The 15910-nt window shown below is 43.2% G+C and carries 15 protein-coding genes; 2 read left to right on the top strand and 13 right to left on the bottom strand.

Features of this window, described 5'->3' with window-relative positions; translation table 11 throughout:
- Positions 1-10: 10 nt before the first annotated feature.
- From ERX27_RS03075 to ERX27_RS03030, 10 genes are all read right to left on the bottom strand, one after another.
- Positions 11-1006, bottom strand: a complete 996-nt coding sequence (locus ERX27_RS03075) for a ThiF family adenylyltransferase (RefSeq protein ID WP_133431373.1) — start codon at positions 1004-1006, stop codon at positions 11-13.
- 2 nt (positions 1007-1008) lie between these two features.
- Entirely contained in the window at positions 1009-2166 is a 1158-nt protein-coding gene (locus ERX27_RS03070) for a nitrate/nitrite transporter (RefSeq protein WP_133431372.1), read from the bottom strand.
- A 152-nt stretch (positions 2167-2318) separates the two neighbouring features.
- Positions 2319-2819 (bottom strand): hemerythrin domain-containing protein, encoded by a 501-nt coding sequence (locus ERX27_RS03065; RefSeq protein WP_133431371.1) that lies wholly within the window; start codon positions 2817-2819, stop codon positions 2319-2321.
- A 12-nt stretch (positions 2820-2831) separates the two neighbouring features.
- On the bottom strand, positions 2832-3479 hold the full coding sequence (gene nreC / locus ERX27_RS03060; RefSeq protein WP_133431370.1) for a nitrate respiration regulation response regulator NreC: 648 nt from the start codon (positions 3477-3479) through the stop codon (positions 2832-2834).
- A complete protein-coding gene (locus ERX27_RS03055; RefSeq protein ID WP_243715856.1) occupies positions 3476-4510 on the bottom strand; it encodes a sensor histidine kinase in 1035 nt (344 codons plus the stop codon). The genes nreC and ERX27_RS03055 overlap by 4 nt, the downstream gene beginning before the upstream one ends.
- Positions 4488-4958, bottom strand: coding sequence for a GAF domain-containing protein (locus ERX27_RS03050; RefSeq protein ID WP_133431369.1), 471 nt, complete (start codon positions 4956-4958; stop codon positions 4488-4490). The genes ERX27_RS03055 and ERX27_RS03050 overlap by 23 nt, the downstream gene beginning before the upstream one ends.
- Before the next feature lie 16 nt (positions 4959-4974).
- The gene (gene narI, locus ERX27_RS03045; protein ID WP_133431368.1) at positions 4975-5652 is read right to left on the bottom strand and encodes a respiratory nitrate reductase subunit gamma; all 678 of its coding nucleotides are present in this window, start codon (positions 5650-5652) and stop codon (positions 4975-4977) included.
- Positions 5645-6214, bottom strand: coding sequence for a nitrate reductase molybdenum cofactor assembly chaperone (gene narJ, locus ERX27_RS03040; protein WP_133431367.1), 570 nt, complete (start codon positions 6212-6214; stop codon positions 5645-5647). The genes narI and narJ overlap by 8 nt, the downstream gene beginning before the upstream one ends.
- Positions 6207-7757 carry a nitrate reductase subunit beta gene (narH, locus tag ERX27_RS03035; protein ID WP_133431366.1) on the bottom strand — a complete coding sequence of 517 codons (1551 nt, stop codon included), beginning with the start codon at positions 7755-7757 and terminating at the stop codon, positions 6207-6209. Before narH ends, narJ begins: the two co-directional genes overlap by 8 nt.
- Positions 7747-11421 carry a nitrate reductase subunit alpha gene (locus ERX27_RS03030; protein ID WP_133431365.1) on the bottom strand — a complete coding sequence of 1225 codons (3675 nt, stop codon included), beginning with the start codon at positions 11419-11421 and terminating at the stop codon, positions 7747-7749. Before ERX27_RS03030 ends, narH begins: the two co-directional genes overlap by 11 nt.
- Positions 11422-11684: 263 nt before the next feature.
- On the opposite strand from ERX27_RS03030, the gene ERX27_RS03025 reads away from it, so the two are divergent.
- Both ERX27_RS03025 and fdhD read left to right on the top strand, forming a co-directional pair.
- Positions 11685-12608: a nuclease-related domain-containing protein gene (locus tag ERX27_RS03025; protein ID WP_133431364.1), complete on the top strand. Its 924-nt coding sequence runs from the start codon at positions 11685-11687 to the stop codon at positions 12606-12608.
- 92 nt (positions 12609-12700) lie between these two features.
- Entirely contained in the window at positions 12701-13486 is a 786-nt protein-coding gene (fdhD, locus tag ERX27_RS03020; protein ID WP_133431363.1) for a formate dehydrogenase accessory sulfurtransferase FdhD, read from the top strand.
- Positions 13487-13503: 17 nt separating this feature from the next.
- On the opposite strand, the gene ERX27_RS03015 is transcribed toward fdhD, so the two are convergent.
- From ERX27_RS03015 to ERX27_RS03005, 3 genes are all read right to left on the bottom strand, one after another.
- Entirely contained in the window at positions 13504-14244 is a 741-nt protein-coding gene (locus ERX27_RS03015; protein ID WP_133431362.1) for a GNAT family N-acetyltransferase, read from the bottom strand.
- Between the two features lie 22 nt (positions 14245-14266).
- Entirely contained in the window at positions 14267-14818 is a 552-nt protein-coding gene (locus ERX27_RS03010; protein WP_133431361.1) for a biotin transporter BioY, read from the bottom strand.
- 108 nt (positions 14819-14926) lie between these two features.
- Positions 14927-15847: an ABC transporter substrate-binding protein gene (locus tag ERX27_RS03005; protein ID WP_133431360.1), complete on the bottom strand. Its 921-nt coding sequence runs from the start codon at positions 15845-15847 to the stop codon at positions 14927-14929.
- Positions 15848-15910: the final 63 nt, after the last annotated feature.

The following is a 15910-nucleotide window of genomic DNA, read 5'->3' as shown; positions in this document are numbered from 1 at the left end:
CATAATCCCCCTATCCGAATAATTGATAATAGATCTTCTGTCCTTCAGCGACTGTTTTCACTTCATGAACGAGTAGTCGGCCACCTTTAAACCAGATCACCGGCTTATCATTGACAAAGAAGCGCACAAAGTAAGGTGTCTCCTGAAATGGGATGTTCAGTTTTGATAGAAATTCAGTCAATTGAGTAATGTCGGTAACAGGTGAAGCAAACTGTACAGTGTCACGACCACAGAGCATCGTCTGAATCGTTCTACTCTGCAGATGTGGATACGTCGGTCGCTCGCCGCATGTCGGACACTTCGCCTCGCCCATCCTGCTGTACTTCATGGCGCTATGTTCAAGCGTCCAGACATCACCGAATATCAGTCGCGGGTCGATGGGTTCTTCTGCCAGAATCTTCAGCGCATACATCGCCTGATAGCTTGTAGCCAGGCCTACAGCAGGTTCGATGACCCCGACAGTATCACATGTCCGGTTCATCACCGGCAATATGCCCATGACACAGTTAAAGCATGGCGTCAGTCCCGGGATAAATGGGCATGCCGCATAAGTAGATTCCACACAAGCCCCGTATATCCACGGAATCTGATAGCGGTAACTGAAATCATTCATTATTTGACGAACATCGAAGTTATCACTGCCGTCAATTAATAGATCACATGCTGAAAACGCCGCTTCTAAAAGCGGCGCATCGCAATGTTCAATATAAGTCTCTATTTGAAGGTCTGATCTGATCTTCAGCAGCTCGTCTCGTGCCGCTATGACTTTCGGCGTCATATCCACCGCATGCTGTTCATTGAAAAGTGTCTGGCGCTGCAGATTCGATGCTTCTATATAATCCCGGTCGACGAGAATCAGTTTCTTGACACCGGCTCGGGCCAGTGTGTTCGCAGTGTGCGTGCCGAGCGCCCCAATGCCGATAATACCGACCGTCTTTTCCTTGATTAATGCCTGCCCTTGCTGGCCGATGCCTTTAAATTTTTCCTGTCTGTCATAGCGATTCATAGTTAAACCCTCTGTTCTTTTTTATCCATCCACATCATAGTGAGTAAAGCTATTATACCAAACAATGCGAGGAAGAAGAAAGCAAGCTTGTTTGTACCAAATGCAGCTGTTACTGCTGCGATAACCAGCGGCGGGAAGAAACCACCTAGACCACCCATCATTGAGACAATACCATTTACTGTCCCCACTTCAGTTGTGTAGTATGAGGGAACCATTTTGAAGATGAGCCCGTTACCGATACCCGCACATGCTGCGATAATCAGACAGCCTGCTGTAAAGAAGAAAATCTGATGGTTGATAGATAAAAGCGCGGCGCCTATAATCAGACCGATAAAAGTCACTTTCAGCGCATCCATCGCGCGTAATTTGTCTCCTAACATCCCACCAACAGGACGAAGGAACGTCGCAAGTGCAATAAATGTTCCTGTACGGATACCCGCGTCGACTTTGTCTAACTGGAAGTTATTGACCAGGAAGTTCGGCAGGAATAATCCGAAGGCGACAAATGAACCAAAGGTAATGAAGTACCAGAAACTGAGTAAATAGAGTTTATAGTCTGGCAGCACCCCTTTAATCTGCTGCATCAACGGTTGTTTGACTTTCGGCTCATCTTTGTCACCTAAAAAGAAGTTAAGCAGTGCAAAAATAATCATCACGACTAAATAAGACTTTACAGTGTTGCTCCAGCCGATATTTGCCGCAATAGCGGGCGCTGCGAAGGCTGATACTGCTGTCCCTAAGTTCCCCATCCCGTAAACACCATTAGCAAATCCGTGTTTTTCTTTCGGATAATATTTGGGAACGCTGGTGACACCGACAGAGAAAATCGCGCCGCCGATCCCAAGAAACAAGCCTGCAATCATCAATGCTGTTGTAGAGGATGCTTCACTTAAAAAGAATATCGGTACGAGCAGGAATACTAAACTGAATAGATAGACTTTTCTTGCACCGATTAAGTTAGCGAAATAGCCCATTGGAATACGAAGAACGGAACCTAAAATAACGGGAATTGCTAAAATCATTGCTTTTTCACTTTCAGGAATTGAGAAGTCCTGAGACATAAATGGCAGTAATGGTGCAATGATCGTCCATGCCATAAATCCTGCCATTAAACTGAATGTTTGAAGTGGCAGCTGGATTTTACCTGTTGATCTGTTCATATGCTTCACCTTTTCTATAAGTTTGTGATTTACTATACAAATATATTTTAAGGTTAAGCTCAGCTTTCTCCTATTAGGGAACTGCCCCAATAACCGGGATAATTTCCCTATAAGTCAAAAGAGAGTTTATCTTCAACAGATAAACTCTCTTTTTAATAGATTTTCGTATTTACGGCATCCAGCAAGGTTTCTTCGTCTTTGATCTTAAATACTTTTTCAGCCATCGGAAAGAGTACACTTTCCTCTTTATACATATGGACCATCAAGATTTCATAGCCTTCATTCAAGTCTTTCAGTAACAGCTTCATCTGCTCAAGCGATAACTCCACTGAAGGATGAGACATGAAGTGCTCAAAATACTGATTCATCTCATCATGCTCTGCTTCAATTGTTACAACCGGCCCTTGATTAGTGCCGACGTATGCACCGAGAATCGGAAAGAAGAATCGCTCTTCTTTCTGCTGATGTTTTGTCAGAACAGATGCAAATGCAACCAGCAAATCCTTGATTTTCTTCATATGAAGTCTCGCAACCATCTCTGATTCCGCATGAGTCGCTGCCTGAAGTTCTTCAAACCATTCCTGCATCAGATGTCTGATTAATAGGTGCTCATTTTCCAGTATGCGTAAAGCTTTCATTTTCGAATTGAACATTCTATACCTTCTTTAGAAATCCAGTAGTTTTTTCTTCATTGCATATTCAACCAGTTCAGGTCTTGATTTAAGTTCTAGTTTATCCATGATCCGTGCCTTATGGGCTTCAACGGTCTTGACTGAGATAAAAAGCATTTCAGAAATTTCTTTATTGCCATAGCCTTTAGCGATTAAAGGCAGTATTTCAAGTTCGCGTTTAGAGAGAATCTTGAATGGATCGTTCTTGTTATTAGCATTGTCATGCGTCATCAGTTCGTTGACCAGTGATGTCGCCATCTTCGGGTCGATGTAAGTACCGCCTGCATTAACTGTTCTGACGGCCTGCAGCAGTTCTTCGTCCGGTGCATTTTTAAGGATATAGCCGTTTGCGCCGTTTCTAAGAACGTGGAACAGATATTCTTCGTCATCGTACATGGTTAATATCAGAATTTTAGTCTCAGGAAAATCTTCTTTGATTTTCCCTGTCGCAATCAGGCCGGACTCACCAGGCGGCATGCTCAGATCCAGAATCAGGACATCCGGGCGGTGTTTCGCTACCATCTGATGTGCCTCGATGCCGTCTGCAGCTGTCGCGACGACCTCCATATCTTCCTGATAGTTGAGAATCATCGAAAATCCAGTCCTTACTACTGCATGATCGTCTGCTATCACTATATTCATGAGTGTCCTCCTACCGGAATCGTCAGCATGACCTGTGTGCCTCTGCCCGATTCACTGTTGATCTGTACATGTCCTCCGACAATCTCCGCACGCTCCTGCATACCAAAAAGACCTAGACCTGTCCCCTGCGGCGGTGCATCCATGTCAAAACCTTTGCCCTGATCAGCGATTTCAGCTGTCAGTTCATGCTCGTCATGAGAAAGTGTGACATAGACGATATCAGTCTCGGCATATTTCAGCGCGTTCAGAATGGCCTCCTGCGTGACACGGTAGACCACAGTTTCTATCTCGCTGCTGAAACGATGTCCATCTAAATCAGACATCATCTCCACTTCTAAACCATAGTTTTTCTCTAGCTGTTTAAAATGAGAACGAAAAGCCGCTTCAAGGCCGAAGTCATCGAGTGCTGACGGTCGAAGTTCCAGAGAAAGATTTCGGATGTCATCAATCAGTCTCGTCATCGTACCGCCCATCAGTTGAATATGCTTCGACAGCTCTTCTTCTTTTTTATATTTAAGAAGACGGAAATCGACGACCACATTCAGCAGTTCCTGTACAACGCTGTCATGGAGTTCCCGTGATATTCTCTTACGTTCACTTTCCTGCGCGTTGATGATCTTCTGGGTCAGGTTTTTCTGATGATGAATCGCCTGTGTTTTTAACTGCGGGGAGATATTCTGCAGACTCAGCACTTTGACGGAATCATCACCTGATAATTCAACATAAGAAGCAGAATAAGGAACAATATGCTGTGATTTGTCTTTCATATAAATCTGGAATGTCTCAGAAGAAGCCTGGTGCTGCTTCGCAAAGCAATTCACACAAGTCATCATCTCCGCGTCATTTGTGTAGCCCTGACAATAAGAACATAGGACATCAATAATCTGCTGCATATTATCCTGAGTCGTCAGTACCTCTTTTGCCGCCTGATTCATATACAGAATCTGATTGGACTGACTTAAAAACAGGATGAGATCTGATGACTCTTCAAAAAACTGCAGCATCCATTTATTTAAGGACGGGCTGTTCACTGTTAAAAACATCCTTTCCGTAAAATGGACCAAAGCCTTCTGCCAAATAGTGTTCCATGTCATCTTCAATCTGTTCTGCAAGATGACGATGCGTCCGGTTGCCGATCAAAAGCACGCCGGCTACCCGGTTATATTTCCAGAGCGGCACTGCCAGAAAACTGGTCAGCTTCTCCGAGCGAATAATCGGATAGTTGAAAAGGTCCTCTGTAAAGGTTTGATTGTTGATTTCTCGTTCCAGCCAGTTTCGGCCCGATTTCATGACGATACCTGCGATGCCTTTACCTTTTTGCAGATGAATGCGCTGATAACGTTCATTATCCGCACCCGAAACATGGAGCCAGCGGATATCATTCTGCATGATTAAATCCGCCGGCATAGCGATGCCTGCGAAATCCACTTTCATTTCAGTTCTTAATTGGTTTAAATGATATTGAAAATCGAAAGGCATCTTCAGCCCCTCCTATCTAGACTTTATGTTTACGATAGAGAATATGACTGCGTCCCACATAATTAACAGGTACACTCCATACGTGAACAAGTCGCGTAAATGGCCAGAGTGCGGTTATTAAAAATCCAGTCAGTACATGCAATTTAAACGCCAAAGGCACATCCAGCATGTAGCTTGCTTCCGGACGAAGCGCAAGTAATCCGCGGAACCAGACAGAGATAGTCTGACGATAATCAAAGTCTGGCAACGTCGCATTGGTCACGATTGTAGAATAGCAACCTAAAAATACAATAAGAAGTAATAGAATATTAACGAGTATATCAGATAATGTGCTTAACTTTCTAACACTTTCATTCGTAATACGGCGCGCTGTCAAAAGAAGCATGCCGATCAAGGTCACTATACCGAAGATACTACCGATATAAACAGCGCCAATGTGATACATATGGTCGCTGATGCCAATTGCACGTAACCAGTTAGCAGGAACACCGAGTCCCATGACATGTCCTGCTATCACTGGAATAATGCCTAAATGAAAGAGCAGACTGCCCCACATCAGACTTTTCTTTTCTATGAACTCACTGGATTTTGCTGTCCAGGAGAACTGATCGTAACGAAAACGGAAGATATGACCAATGATAAAGATAGCAATGCACAGATAAGGAAAGATGACCCAGATAAATTGATCAAGCATGTGTCTCCACTCCTTCTTTCAAACAGGCTTTACATGTCTCACGTATCGCCAGGACGAGATTGTAGTAAGGACTTCCTATCGCTTCCAGAGATTGAAGCAGATTATAAGTGCCATCCTCAATAACCATCAGCACTAAATTCATGCTTTCTTCTGCCCGGTCATCTCCGCGCCATTCAGCCGCATAAATAAATTCGCACATCAGCGGCAGAAAGTCAGAGAGTTCAGAAGAAGGCATCTCTAAACCGAACATTTCATAGAGGACCTTCAGACGTGCCAGCATCTGTCCTCTCTCTTTTTTATCTTCGAACTTGACAAATGTCATATAAAGCGTCGTCTTCTGCTCAAAATCAAACGTATGTGTATACACTTCCTGAATTTCTGACAGACTGATTTCATGCATGTCTTTCCAGTACTGATTCACTGCTTCATATGCCGGATGTTCAGGCGTAAAGATACCTTCAAATTCCCGGGGATGAAAGTTCAGTTTTTCAGGATAGATCAGCTGGTGGCTAAAAAATCCAAATGATTTTTTAAACTGATAGAGTTTATCGAGATTAATCACGCCAGATACCTCCGTAGAAGTTATCTTCATAGACTTCCTTACCTGACTTACCGACTGCAACCGGGCCACAGCCATCACAGTCTGCACCAAAGTTATCACTCGTATAGCCCTCGCCACCTTGAGCGCTATACGTATTCACGTAACCTTCTTTATGAGAAGTCGGAATGACAAATCGGTCTTCGTGTTTTGCAATCGCAAGAAGACGGTACATCATCTTGATCTGTTCAGCAGTCATACCGACACGGTCGAGTTTTGTCAGATCGAATTCTTTGCCGCTGGACGCTGCACGCATATAGCTGCGCATCATTGCCATACGTTGAAGTGCTTCTTTCACTGTCTGTGTATCCCCTGCTGTCAGCATGTTCGCTAAGTACTGAACAGGCAGACGCATTTCTTCTATCGCTGGGAAGATCATGTCCGGATTCTTGATTGAATCTTTACCTTCAAAGTAGTTCATAATCGGGCTGAGTGGTGGGCAGTACCACACCATAGGTAACGTACGGTATTCCGGATGAAGCGGGAATGCGAGTTTATATTCAATCGCCAGTTTATAGACCGGTGAGTTCTGCGCCGCTTCAATCCAGTCCTGCGCGATACCGTCACGTTCAGCCTGTGCGATGACTTCAGGGTCGTTTGGATCCAGGAAAAGATCAAGCTGTGATTGGTATAAATCTTTCTCGTCTGTTACTGAAGCTGCTTCAAGTACTTTATCAGCATCATACAGCATGACACCTAAATAACGCATACGGCCTGTACATGTTTCAGAACATACAGTTGGCAGACCTGCTTCAACACGTGGGAAACAGAATGTACATTTTTCCGCTTTGTTTGTTTTCCAGTTGAAGTAGACTTTTTTGTAAGGACAACCAGTCATACAGTATCTCCAGCCACGACATGCATCCTGGTCGACAAGAACAATGCCGTCTTCATCACGTTTATACATCGCACCAGACGGACAGCTCGCAACACAGGCTGGGTTTAAGCAGTGCTCACAGAGACGAGGTAAATACATCATGAATGACTGTTCAAAATTAAATTTGATCTCTTCTTCAATCTTCTGGATGTTCGGATCTGTCGGTCCAGTAATATGTGCACCTGCTAAATCATCTTCCCAGTTAGGACCCCATTCAAGGTTCATCTTTTTACCGGTAATAATTGATTCTGCTTTCGCAACAGGTGAATGCTGTGATTCTTTTGCTGTCGTCAAATGACGATAGTTATAGGTCCAAGGCTCATAATAATCTTTCATTTCCGGCATATCCGGATTGTAGAAAATTTTACCTAGCGCAATTTTGGAAAGTTTAGAACCTGATTTCAGTTCCAGTTTACCGTTACGGCCAAGACGCCAGCCGCCTTTATATTGCTCCTGGTCTTCCCAGCGTTTCGGATATCCGATACCTGGTTTTGTTTCTACGTTATTGAACCACATGTATTCGGCACCTGGACGGTTTGTCCAGGTACTTTTACAGGTCACACTACATGTATGACAGCCGATACATTTGTCTAAATTCATGACCATTGCTACTTGAGCTTTAATCTTCAAGCCAGTCAACCTCCTTCATCTTACGTACTGCTACATAGACGTCACGCTGGTTACCGATCGGTCCATAGTAGTTAAAACCATAGCTGATTTGTGCATATCCACCGACAAGTTGTGTCGGTTTTAAGTGAATACGTGTTGGTGCGTTATGTGAGCCACCGCGTGTATCTGTAATTTCTGAACCTGGTGTTTCAATATGTTTATCCTGTGCATGGTACATGAACATCGTGCCACGTGGCATACGATGTGAGACAACTGCACGAGCGGTTACAAGTCCGTTTCTGTTGTAGACTTCCAACCAGTCATTGTCATTGATGTCGTTAGAAGCAGCATCCTCGTTATTCATCCAGACGGTCGGTCCCCCGCGGAATAATGTCAGCATATGGAGATTATCCTGATAAGTTGAGTGGATATTCCATTTACCATGCGGCGTTAAGTAACGCAGTACTAAACTATCGACGCCACCTTTAATCTGTTTGTCTTTAGTACCAAAGACCATTGGCGGTAATGTCGGTTTGTAGACAGGCAGTGCTTCGCCGAACTGCTGGAACACTTCATGGTCGATATAGTAACTCTGGCGCCCTGTTAACGTTCTGAATGGTACAAGACGTTCGATATTCGTTGTAAATGGAGAATAACGCTGACCGTCTTTATTAGAACCCGGGAAGACAGCTGTCGGAATGACTTCACGTGGCTGAGCCGTAATGTTCTGGAATGTGATTTTTTCTGCCGCACGTTCTGCTGAGATATCTTTCAGTGACATCCCTGTCTGTTCTTCGAGCACCTCATAAGATTTCTGTGATACACGACCATTCGTAGCAGATGAAACATTGAGGATGACATCAGCGACGCGGCGTGCTGTATCTATTTTAGGTAAACCATTTTTAATGGTCTCATCATAGTAAGTACCGACCATTGATTTCAGTTCGTTGTACTGTTCTTTAACACTGAAGGAGACACCGTGTGCACCGACTTTGCTGTTTTCAAGAAGTGGGCCGACAGAAATGTACTTGTCATAAGTTTCTGTATAAGTACGATCTACAACAGCAAATCCTGGCATTGTTTTACCTGGTACCGGTTCTACTTCGCCCTTTGTCCAGTCGCGTACTTTACCCATTGGTGTCGCAATCTCCTGTACTGAGTCATGTGCAAGCGGTGTTGTCACGACATCTTTAAATGTGCCTGGCAGATGGCGTTCTGACATTTCAGAGAATGTCTTAGCAATTGTTTTGTAGATGTCCCAGTCACTACGTGATTCCCAGAGCGGGTCAACTGCCGGATTGAATGGATGGACGAAGGGATGCATGTCAGTAGATGAAATATCATGCTTCTCGTACCACGTAGCAGCAGGCAATACTACATCCGCATACAACGGTGTCGCGGTCATACGGAAATCGAGTGCGACCAGTAAATCGAGCTTCCCTTCTGTATCTTCGCGCCAGACAATTTCTTCTGGCTTTTCTGTTTCATTCGGTTCAGCTAAAAGACCATGTTTAGTACCTAGTAAATGTTTCATGAAATATTCCTGACCTTTTGCAGAACTTGAAATCAAGTTTGAGCGCCAGACAAAGAGTGTCTTAGGATGGTTTTTCTTGTTATCCGGATCTTCGACCGCGAACTTTGTTTCACGTGAAGCGACACTGTTTACAGCGCGTTTTAAGATCGCTTCATTATCGAATTCTCCTGCATCACGCGCTTCCTCACCGAACAGTAAGCTGTTACGGTCGAACTGAGGATATGAAGGTAACCAGCCGAGACGAGCAGCTGTTACATTATAGTCAGCTGGATGCTGGTGTTTCACATTTTCAGCAAGTGGTGAAGTCAGCATATCCACGCCTGACTCTTCGTATTTCCATTGGTCAGTCGCGAAATAGAACCAGCTTGTTGCGTTCTGCTGACGAGGAGGTGCCTGCCAGTCTTTCGCGAATGCGATTGTTGACCAGCCTTCTATCGGACGACATTTTTCCTGACCGACGTAATGAGCCCATCCGCCGCCATTCACACCTTGTGTTGCACAGAGTGTCACTAAGTTCAGAACAGAACGGTAAATTGTATCGGAGTTGAACCAGTGGTTGATACCCGCTCCCATGATAATCATTGAGCGGCCTCCTGTATCAATTGCATTCTGTGCGAATTCACGGGCAATCTGCGTAATAATAGAAGCTTTGACACCTGCAACACCTTCCTGCCATGCAGGCGTGTAAATGCTCTCGGCATCATCGTAACCTTTTGCTTCAAGTGCCGTGTTATAGCGGTTAACACCGTACTGTGCCAGCATCAAGTCATAAATCGTTGTGTAATAGACTGTTTCACCGTCAGCTAGTACTTGCTGTTTGACAGCAATCGGACGTTTGAATGTGCCGTTTCCTGCGTTATCAAAGAACGGGAATACTATTTCGACTACTTGCGCATCTTTTTCTTTCAGCGATAATGCCGGGTCAATTTGAGTACCGTCCGGTGTTTCCAGTTTTAAGTTCCATTTCACATCTTTCTCCCAGCGCTGCCCCATCGTTCCATTCGGGACCACAATCTGGTCGGAGAGATGATCAAAGACAACCGGTTTCCATTCACTATGTTCTGAAGTGTCACCAAAATCACTTGAACGTAAGAAGCGTCCTGCTTTTAGCGAACCTTCGTGCGGATCAAGACGAATCAGGAATGGCATATCTGTATATTGTTTTGCATAATTTAAGAACATCGGTTCCTGACGTTTTTCATAGAATTCATCCAGAATAACGTGTGTCATTGCCTGAGCGACAGCTGCGTCAGTCCCAGGATGCGGTGCCAGCCAGTTATCAGCGAACTTCACATTTTCAGCATAGTCAGGTGCAACAGAGACGACTTTAGTTCCTTTGTAACGAACTTCAGTCATGAAGTGAGCATCAGGCGTACGAGTGAGCGGGACATTTGAGCCCCACATAATGATGTATCCAGCGTTATACCAGTCACTCGATTCCGGCACATCTGTCTGTTCTCCCCAGATCTGCGGAGATGCAGGCGGAAGATCGGCATACCAATCATAGAATGACAGCATTTCGCCACCTAACAGAGATATAAATCTTGCGCCAGACGCATAAGAGATCATACTCATCGCAGGGATTGGTGTAAAACCGGCGATACGGTCTGGACCATACTTCTTAATCGTATAGATGAGCTGTGCCGCAATGAGCTGTGTTACTTGCTGCCAGCTCACTCGTACATGTCCCCCTTTACCGCGCGCCTGTTTGTAGCTACGTGCTTTTTCTTCGTCTTCTACGATAGACTGCCAGGCACGGACAGGGTCACCGTATTCTTCAAGTGCTGATTGCCAGAGACGCCATAAAACGCCGCGCACATAAGGGAACTTAATACGCAGCGGGCTGTATTCATACCAGGAGAATGATGCGCCACGTGGACAGCCACGCGGTTCAAATTCAGGCATATCAGGTCCACAGGACGGATAATCAATCTGCTGATTCTCCCAAGTAATGATGCCGTTTTTGACGAATACTTTCCATGAACATGATCCTGTACAGTTCACGCCGTGTGTCGTTCTGACGACTTTATCGTGACTCCAGCGCTGACGGTAAACTTTTTCCCACTCTCTACTTTTCTCTTCAAGTACTGACCAGTTTCCGTTGAATCTTTCTGTTGGCTTAAAAAAACGTAACCCAGTTCCAATTGCCATTTTTCCAACTCCTTATCGACAGTTTTGTCCTCTTACTCATCATTATGAAAGAATTCACAAACGAAACCTATTGGGGAAACACCTATCGATATAGGGGGATTCCCTTAAATGATAAATTTGCTGAAAAGAACGGATTATGATGCAGAATTTAATGAAACGTGACTTTTTGATGAGAAACAGTGGTGTTTGGAAGGAGAATTGAGGATTTTCTGCTTTTTGCCTGGTGTAAGCGTCCCGGTTAGGATGAAGTTGGGAGGTGGGAGATGTTTCTGAAAAAGCATGCGCAGGATACTTATATAAAGTATATTCTGGCAGCAGATGGACGAATATTACTGGATGAATATGATGACCGCGTACTGAGAAATTATGTGAAGGGTCTGGACGGAGAGCAGCTTTTTTATGAGATGACTCAGAGTCTTTCGTGCCTGCAGTTATGGGATGTAAGTGTGGAAATGAAAGGGTCTGTGCAATTTGATTTTCTGTTTATCAGTGATGGCCGGATTTATCACTTTGAAATCAAGAATTTTAGCGGGAATTATTCATTTATGCACGGAAATTTAGTCAGTGAACATGGCTATGTATATAAAGATGTACTGTCCCAGCTTATGCGTGCAGACTATAAGCTGAAAGAACTCGTCCGATCGACTCGTTATGAGGTCATCAGTCGGGTTGTATTTATAAATCCGAGTTTCAGAGTTGAAGGATGGCGTGGACATTCGAATGTATTGTTCCATCATCAGCTTGATGGAGTGATTGATTATTTCAAGAATAGCGAGGTCACTCGTGAAGATTACGAGTTAGCTGCGTATCTGATCAAACAGCATAGGACACATAATAAATATCAGCGAATTAAATATTATCCTGTTACAGAAATGAAGAAAGAAATGAGATGTCCAAAATGCAGGAAACTCAGCTTATGTCATGTAAAAAATATGCATTATACTTCCTGCTACTGTGGTTACACTGAAAAATTAGACTCGACTATTTTCAGAGTAATTGATGAACTCGAAATATTAAAAGTGGGCCCATTGAAAATAACAACTCTAGTTGAATGGACTGGGTTGAACCGGAAAACGATTGAACGTTTCATGCAAAAATACTGCGAAAGACAGGAAAAGTATTGCTACAGCCTTAAAAATGTCGTGAAAACTAAAGAAAGTACGACATTTCTACCTGAAATAACTTGAAATCATCGAAAAGTGTCGCACTTTTTGCGTAAAGCACGACACTTTCTCTCTTCTCCTCATGTATAATAATCATATAAAGGGGGGCGCGTCACTTGCCTGAAGATATTACTTTCAACCAGCCGATTATTAAGTATCATAACGGTGCATTTATAGATCAAAGCGATGATATCGCAACTGAATTTCCTCTGACACTCTATGTCAATCAGCAGGAATTTGCGACTATCGTCTGCAGTCCTACAAACCTGGAAGAACTCGTTCTTGGTTTTTTAGCGTCTGAAGGTGTTATTTTCAGACGAGCAGATATTCAAAACATTCATCTTGACGACAGCAAAGGATTCTGCCATATCACTTTGAACAGAGAAATTGAACAACATTACGGCCAGTATACGAAAAGGATGATCAGTTCTTGCTGCGGGAAAAGCCGCCAGTTCTATTTCGTTAATGATGCAGCGACTTCTAAAGTCTCTATGACCGAGACAAAGATCACAGCACAGGAAATCTTCAGTATGATGGATGCCCTACAGGAACAAAGCACAGACTTTAAGCAGACAGGCGGCCTTCACAATGCAGCAATCAGTGATGGTAAAGACTTCTACATCCACCGGTCAGATATCGGTCGTCATAATGCACTCGATAAACTGTTTGGTTACTGTATTGAAAAGCGTATTCCAATTCGTGATAAAGTCCTTATCTTCTCAGGCCGTATTTCCTCGGAAATCCTGATTAAAGCATCTAAAATTGGTGTCGGTATCATTCTCTCTAAATCAGCACCGACTGACCTTGCAATCAAACTTGCAGATGACTTAAATATTACAGCGGTCGGATTCATCAGAAACGAGACATTTAATATTTACAGCCATCCAGAGCGTGTCATCTAAAAAAAGCTCGAGCGATTTCAGCTCGAGCTTTTGACTTTCAGTAATTCATATCGTTCACTGACTTTACGATAACCTTGGCGTTCATACATGTCCCGTGGTGTATCATTTCCATCTGCTATCAGGATAAGGGACTGACCATAATCAAGCACCTTCTCCTGCAAGGCTGTCCCTATCCCTTTTCCTCTGGACGTCTCTAGCACGTAAAAATCATCGAGCTCTATTAACTCTCCGTTTAATATCGCTTCTAATTTACCGACCGGCTGTCCGTTGTCATACGCCACCAGCTGAATGACTGTATCATCAGCCCTGTCAGCTGTATGCATATCAATTTTGAGGTCAGCAAATTCTTCACCATATTCGAGCTCACCGACACGACAGACAGAGAGAAAATCTCTAAACGTCTGATCGTCCCCTACTATCTTCACTTCTCCTGCCCGCTTACCGAGCGTCAGCTGTTCTGTCTGATAAAGTTCCATTTTCTCTACTGTATAGCCCGCGTCTTCAGCATAGTCCTTGATATCCTGTGGTAACGGTACATTTTCAGGAAAGATAAATAAGAGATGCTTCTGCCCGCGTTGCTCGTGAAAATCAGTCTGCATTTTCTCGTCATCCTTAAATGTTTCAAGTGACGGCATGACCTGATACTCAAAGTAATTAGAGTAGTAACGAATCAACTGGCTTGGTGTATGGAAATGAGTATAACGTGTATTCTTACTATATACTTCTGCTACTTGTTTTGTATCTTTAAATGAAACCATCCTATCATCCCCTTTAAGAGAATTATAGCGTATTTAAGTAGCGTTTGATGGATGGAATATTTCGCAGGCGAACTGCCAGAATAGCTGCAATCAATCCTTTAACAAGGTCGCCTGGTATAAAGACGATAACGGTTTTTAAAGCTTTTAAAATCGGCATATGTAAATTAAAGGCCATAAAAATTCCACCAATCAAATTACAGAGTAATGCGCCGATCAGACCATTGATCAGGAAAATCTGCCAGACACTCATTTGATGAAACTGACGTTCAGTAAGTAAACCAATCAGATAAGCAACAAGTGGGAATGATAAAATATAGCCACCTGTCGGTCCAAAGAACAATCCAAAGCCACCATGTCCGCCTGATAAGAGTGGGAGTCCGAGCGCAACTAAAATAACAAATAATAATACACTTAATCCGCCGCGCTTACTTCCCAGCAGACATCCTGCGAGGATATAGCCCAAGTTCTGAAAAGTAAAGGGTACACCAATACCTAAGTTAATGGCTGGCAGTAAACCAAGCACTGCAATAAGTGCTGTAAACATCGCAATAATTACTAAATCTTTCGTTTTCATCTTCAATCTCCTTTCGACAATAAACTGATTATAACTTAATTGTTAACCTATTAAAATATAAAGTTTACATTGTAAATAAAAAAAGATGCACTGCCGTGCATCTTTCTATTATTTCAGTTTCAGCAGTTCTTCTTTCAGTACTTTACGTTGATGCTCCAGTGAAATCGGATCATTGAACCAAAAATCTTCTGCATCATATTGCACGACGCGATTATTTTTCACAGCGTCCATGTTTTTCCAGACATTTGATTTAACAACACTGTTCGCATCTTTACCTGCATCGCTTGAATAAAGTACGACATCACCTGCATACTTGCTGATTTCCTCCGCTGAAATCTTCTTCCAGCCTGTCGGTTTAACGTCTTTGACAACATCTTCCTGCATCTTCAGTCCGAATGCCTGGTAGATAATCTCAGAACCGCGTCCCCAGTTATCGCCATATGCATATATCTCTTTTTGGAAGAATTGATAGATCGTATAAGTTAAATCATCGCCTAACTTGGCTTTGATTTCTTTACCGTCTTTCGCTGTTTCTTCTTTCCATTTATCTACAAATACTTTCGCTTCTTTTTCTTTACCTACGATTTTGCCGAGTTCCTCATGAATCTGCAGGTAGTTATGTTTGGCATACGCAACCGGAATTGTCGGTGCAATCTTAGCATATTTTGAGTTATTTTTATCTGTATCAAATGAGATGATTAAGTCCGGTTTTAACGTCGCAACTTTCTCAACATCACCAGCGCCTAATTTTTCAACGCCTTTAAGTTTCGGAGCCAGAATTTCTGACTGGAATGCATATTCGTCAACCCCTACTGGTTTGACACCTAAATCAAGTAAGTTACCTGTATAGCTTGCGCCCATTAACACAATGCGTTTAGGTTCAGAAGGAATCTTAATTGTTTTGCCATTATCTAATTTGTAATCAACTGTACTGCTTTTTTCTGTATCCTCAGCTTTTTTATCTGCATTGTTGCCACATGCAGCAAGCGTCATTAAACATGCTACTAAAACGAATAACCACTTCTTCATTGTTTTCCTCCAATTGAGATTCATTCTCATTAATAATACAAGGCTAATCATACCTGTATCCTT

This window comes from Macrococcus brunensis, from assembly GCF_004359615.1.
Taxonomy (GTDB): domain Bacteria; phylum Bacillota; class Bacilli; order Staphylococcales; family Staphylococcaceae; genus Macrococcus; species Macrococcus brunensis.
Note: the sequence above shows the minus strand (reverse complement) of the source record. Positions and strands in the feature narration are given on the sequence as shown.

What these genes read in the sequence shown, in the direction of transcription:
- narI (WP_133431368.1), bottom strand. Translation starts at nt 5,652, where the DNA reads ATGCTTGATCAATTTATCTGGGTCATCTTTCCTTATCTGTGCATTGCT.
- ERX27_RS03070 (WP_133431372.1), bottom strand. Translation starts at nt 2,166, where the DNA reads ATGAACAGATCAACAGGTAAAATCCAGCTGCCACTTCAAACATTCAGT.
- ERX27_RS03015 (WP_133431362.1), bottom strand. Translation starts at nt 14,244, where the DNA reads ATGGTTTCATTTAAAGATACAAAACAAGTAGCAGAAGTATATAGTAAG.
- ERX27_RS03075 (WP_133431373.1), bottom strand. Translation starts at nt 1,006, where the DNA reads ATGAATCGCTATGACAGACAGGAAAAATTTAAAGGCATCGGCCAGCAA.
- nreC (WP_133431370.1), bottom strand. Translation starts at nt 3,479, where the DNA reads ATGAATATAGTGATAGCAGACGATCATGCAGTAGTAAGGACTGGATTT.
- ERX27_RS03050 (WP_133431369.1), bottom strand. Translation starts at nt 4,958, where the DNA reads ATGCCTTTCGATTTTCAATATCATTTAAACCAATTAAGAACTGAAATG.
- ERX27_RS03030 (WP_133431365.1), bottom strand. Translation starts at nt 11,421, where the DNA reads ATGGCAATTGGAACTGGGTTACGTTTTTTTAAGCCAACAGAAAGATTC.
- ERX27_RS03010 (WP_133431361.1), bottom strand. Translation starts at nt 14,818, where the DNA reads ATGAAAACGAAAGATTTAGTAATTATTGCGATGTTTACAGCACTTATT.
- ERX27_RS03025 (WP_133431364.1), top strand. Translation starts at nt 11,685, where the DNA reads ATGTTTCTGAAAAAGCATGCGCAGGATACTTATATAAAGTATATTCTG.
- ERX27_RS03005 (WP_133431360.1), bottom strand. Translation starts at nt 15,847, where the DNA reads ATGAAGAAGTGGTTATTCGTTTTAGTAGCATGTTTAATGACGCTTGCT.
- ERX27_RS03065 (WP_133431371.1), bottom strand. Translation starts at nt 2,819, where the DNA reads ATGTTCAATTCGAAAATGAAAGCTTTACGCATACTGGAAAATGAGCAC.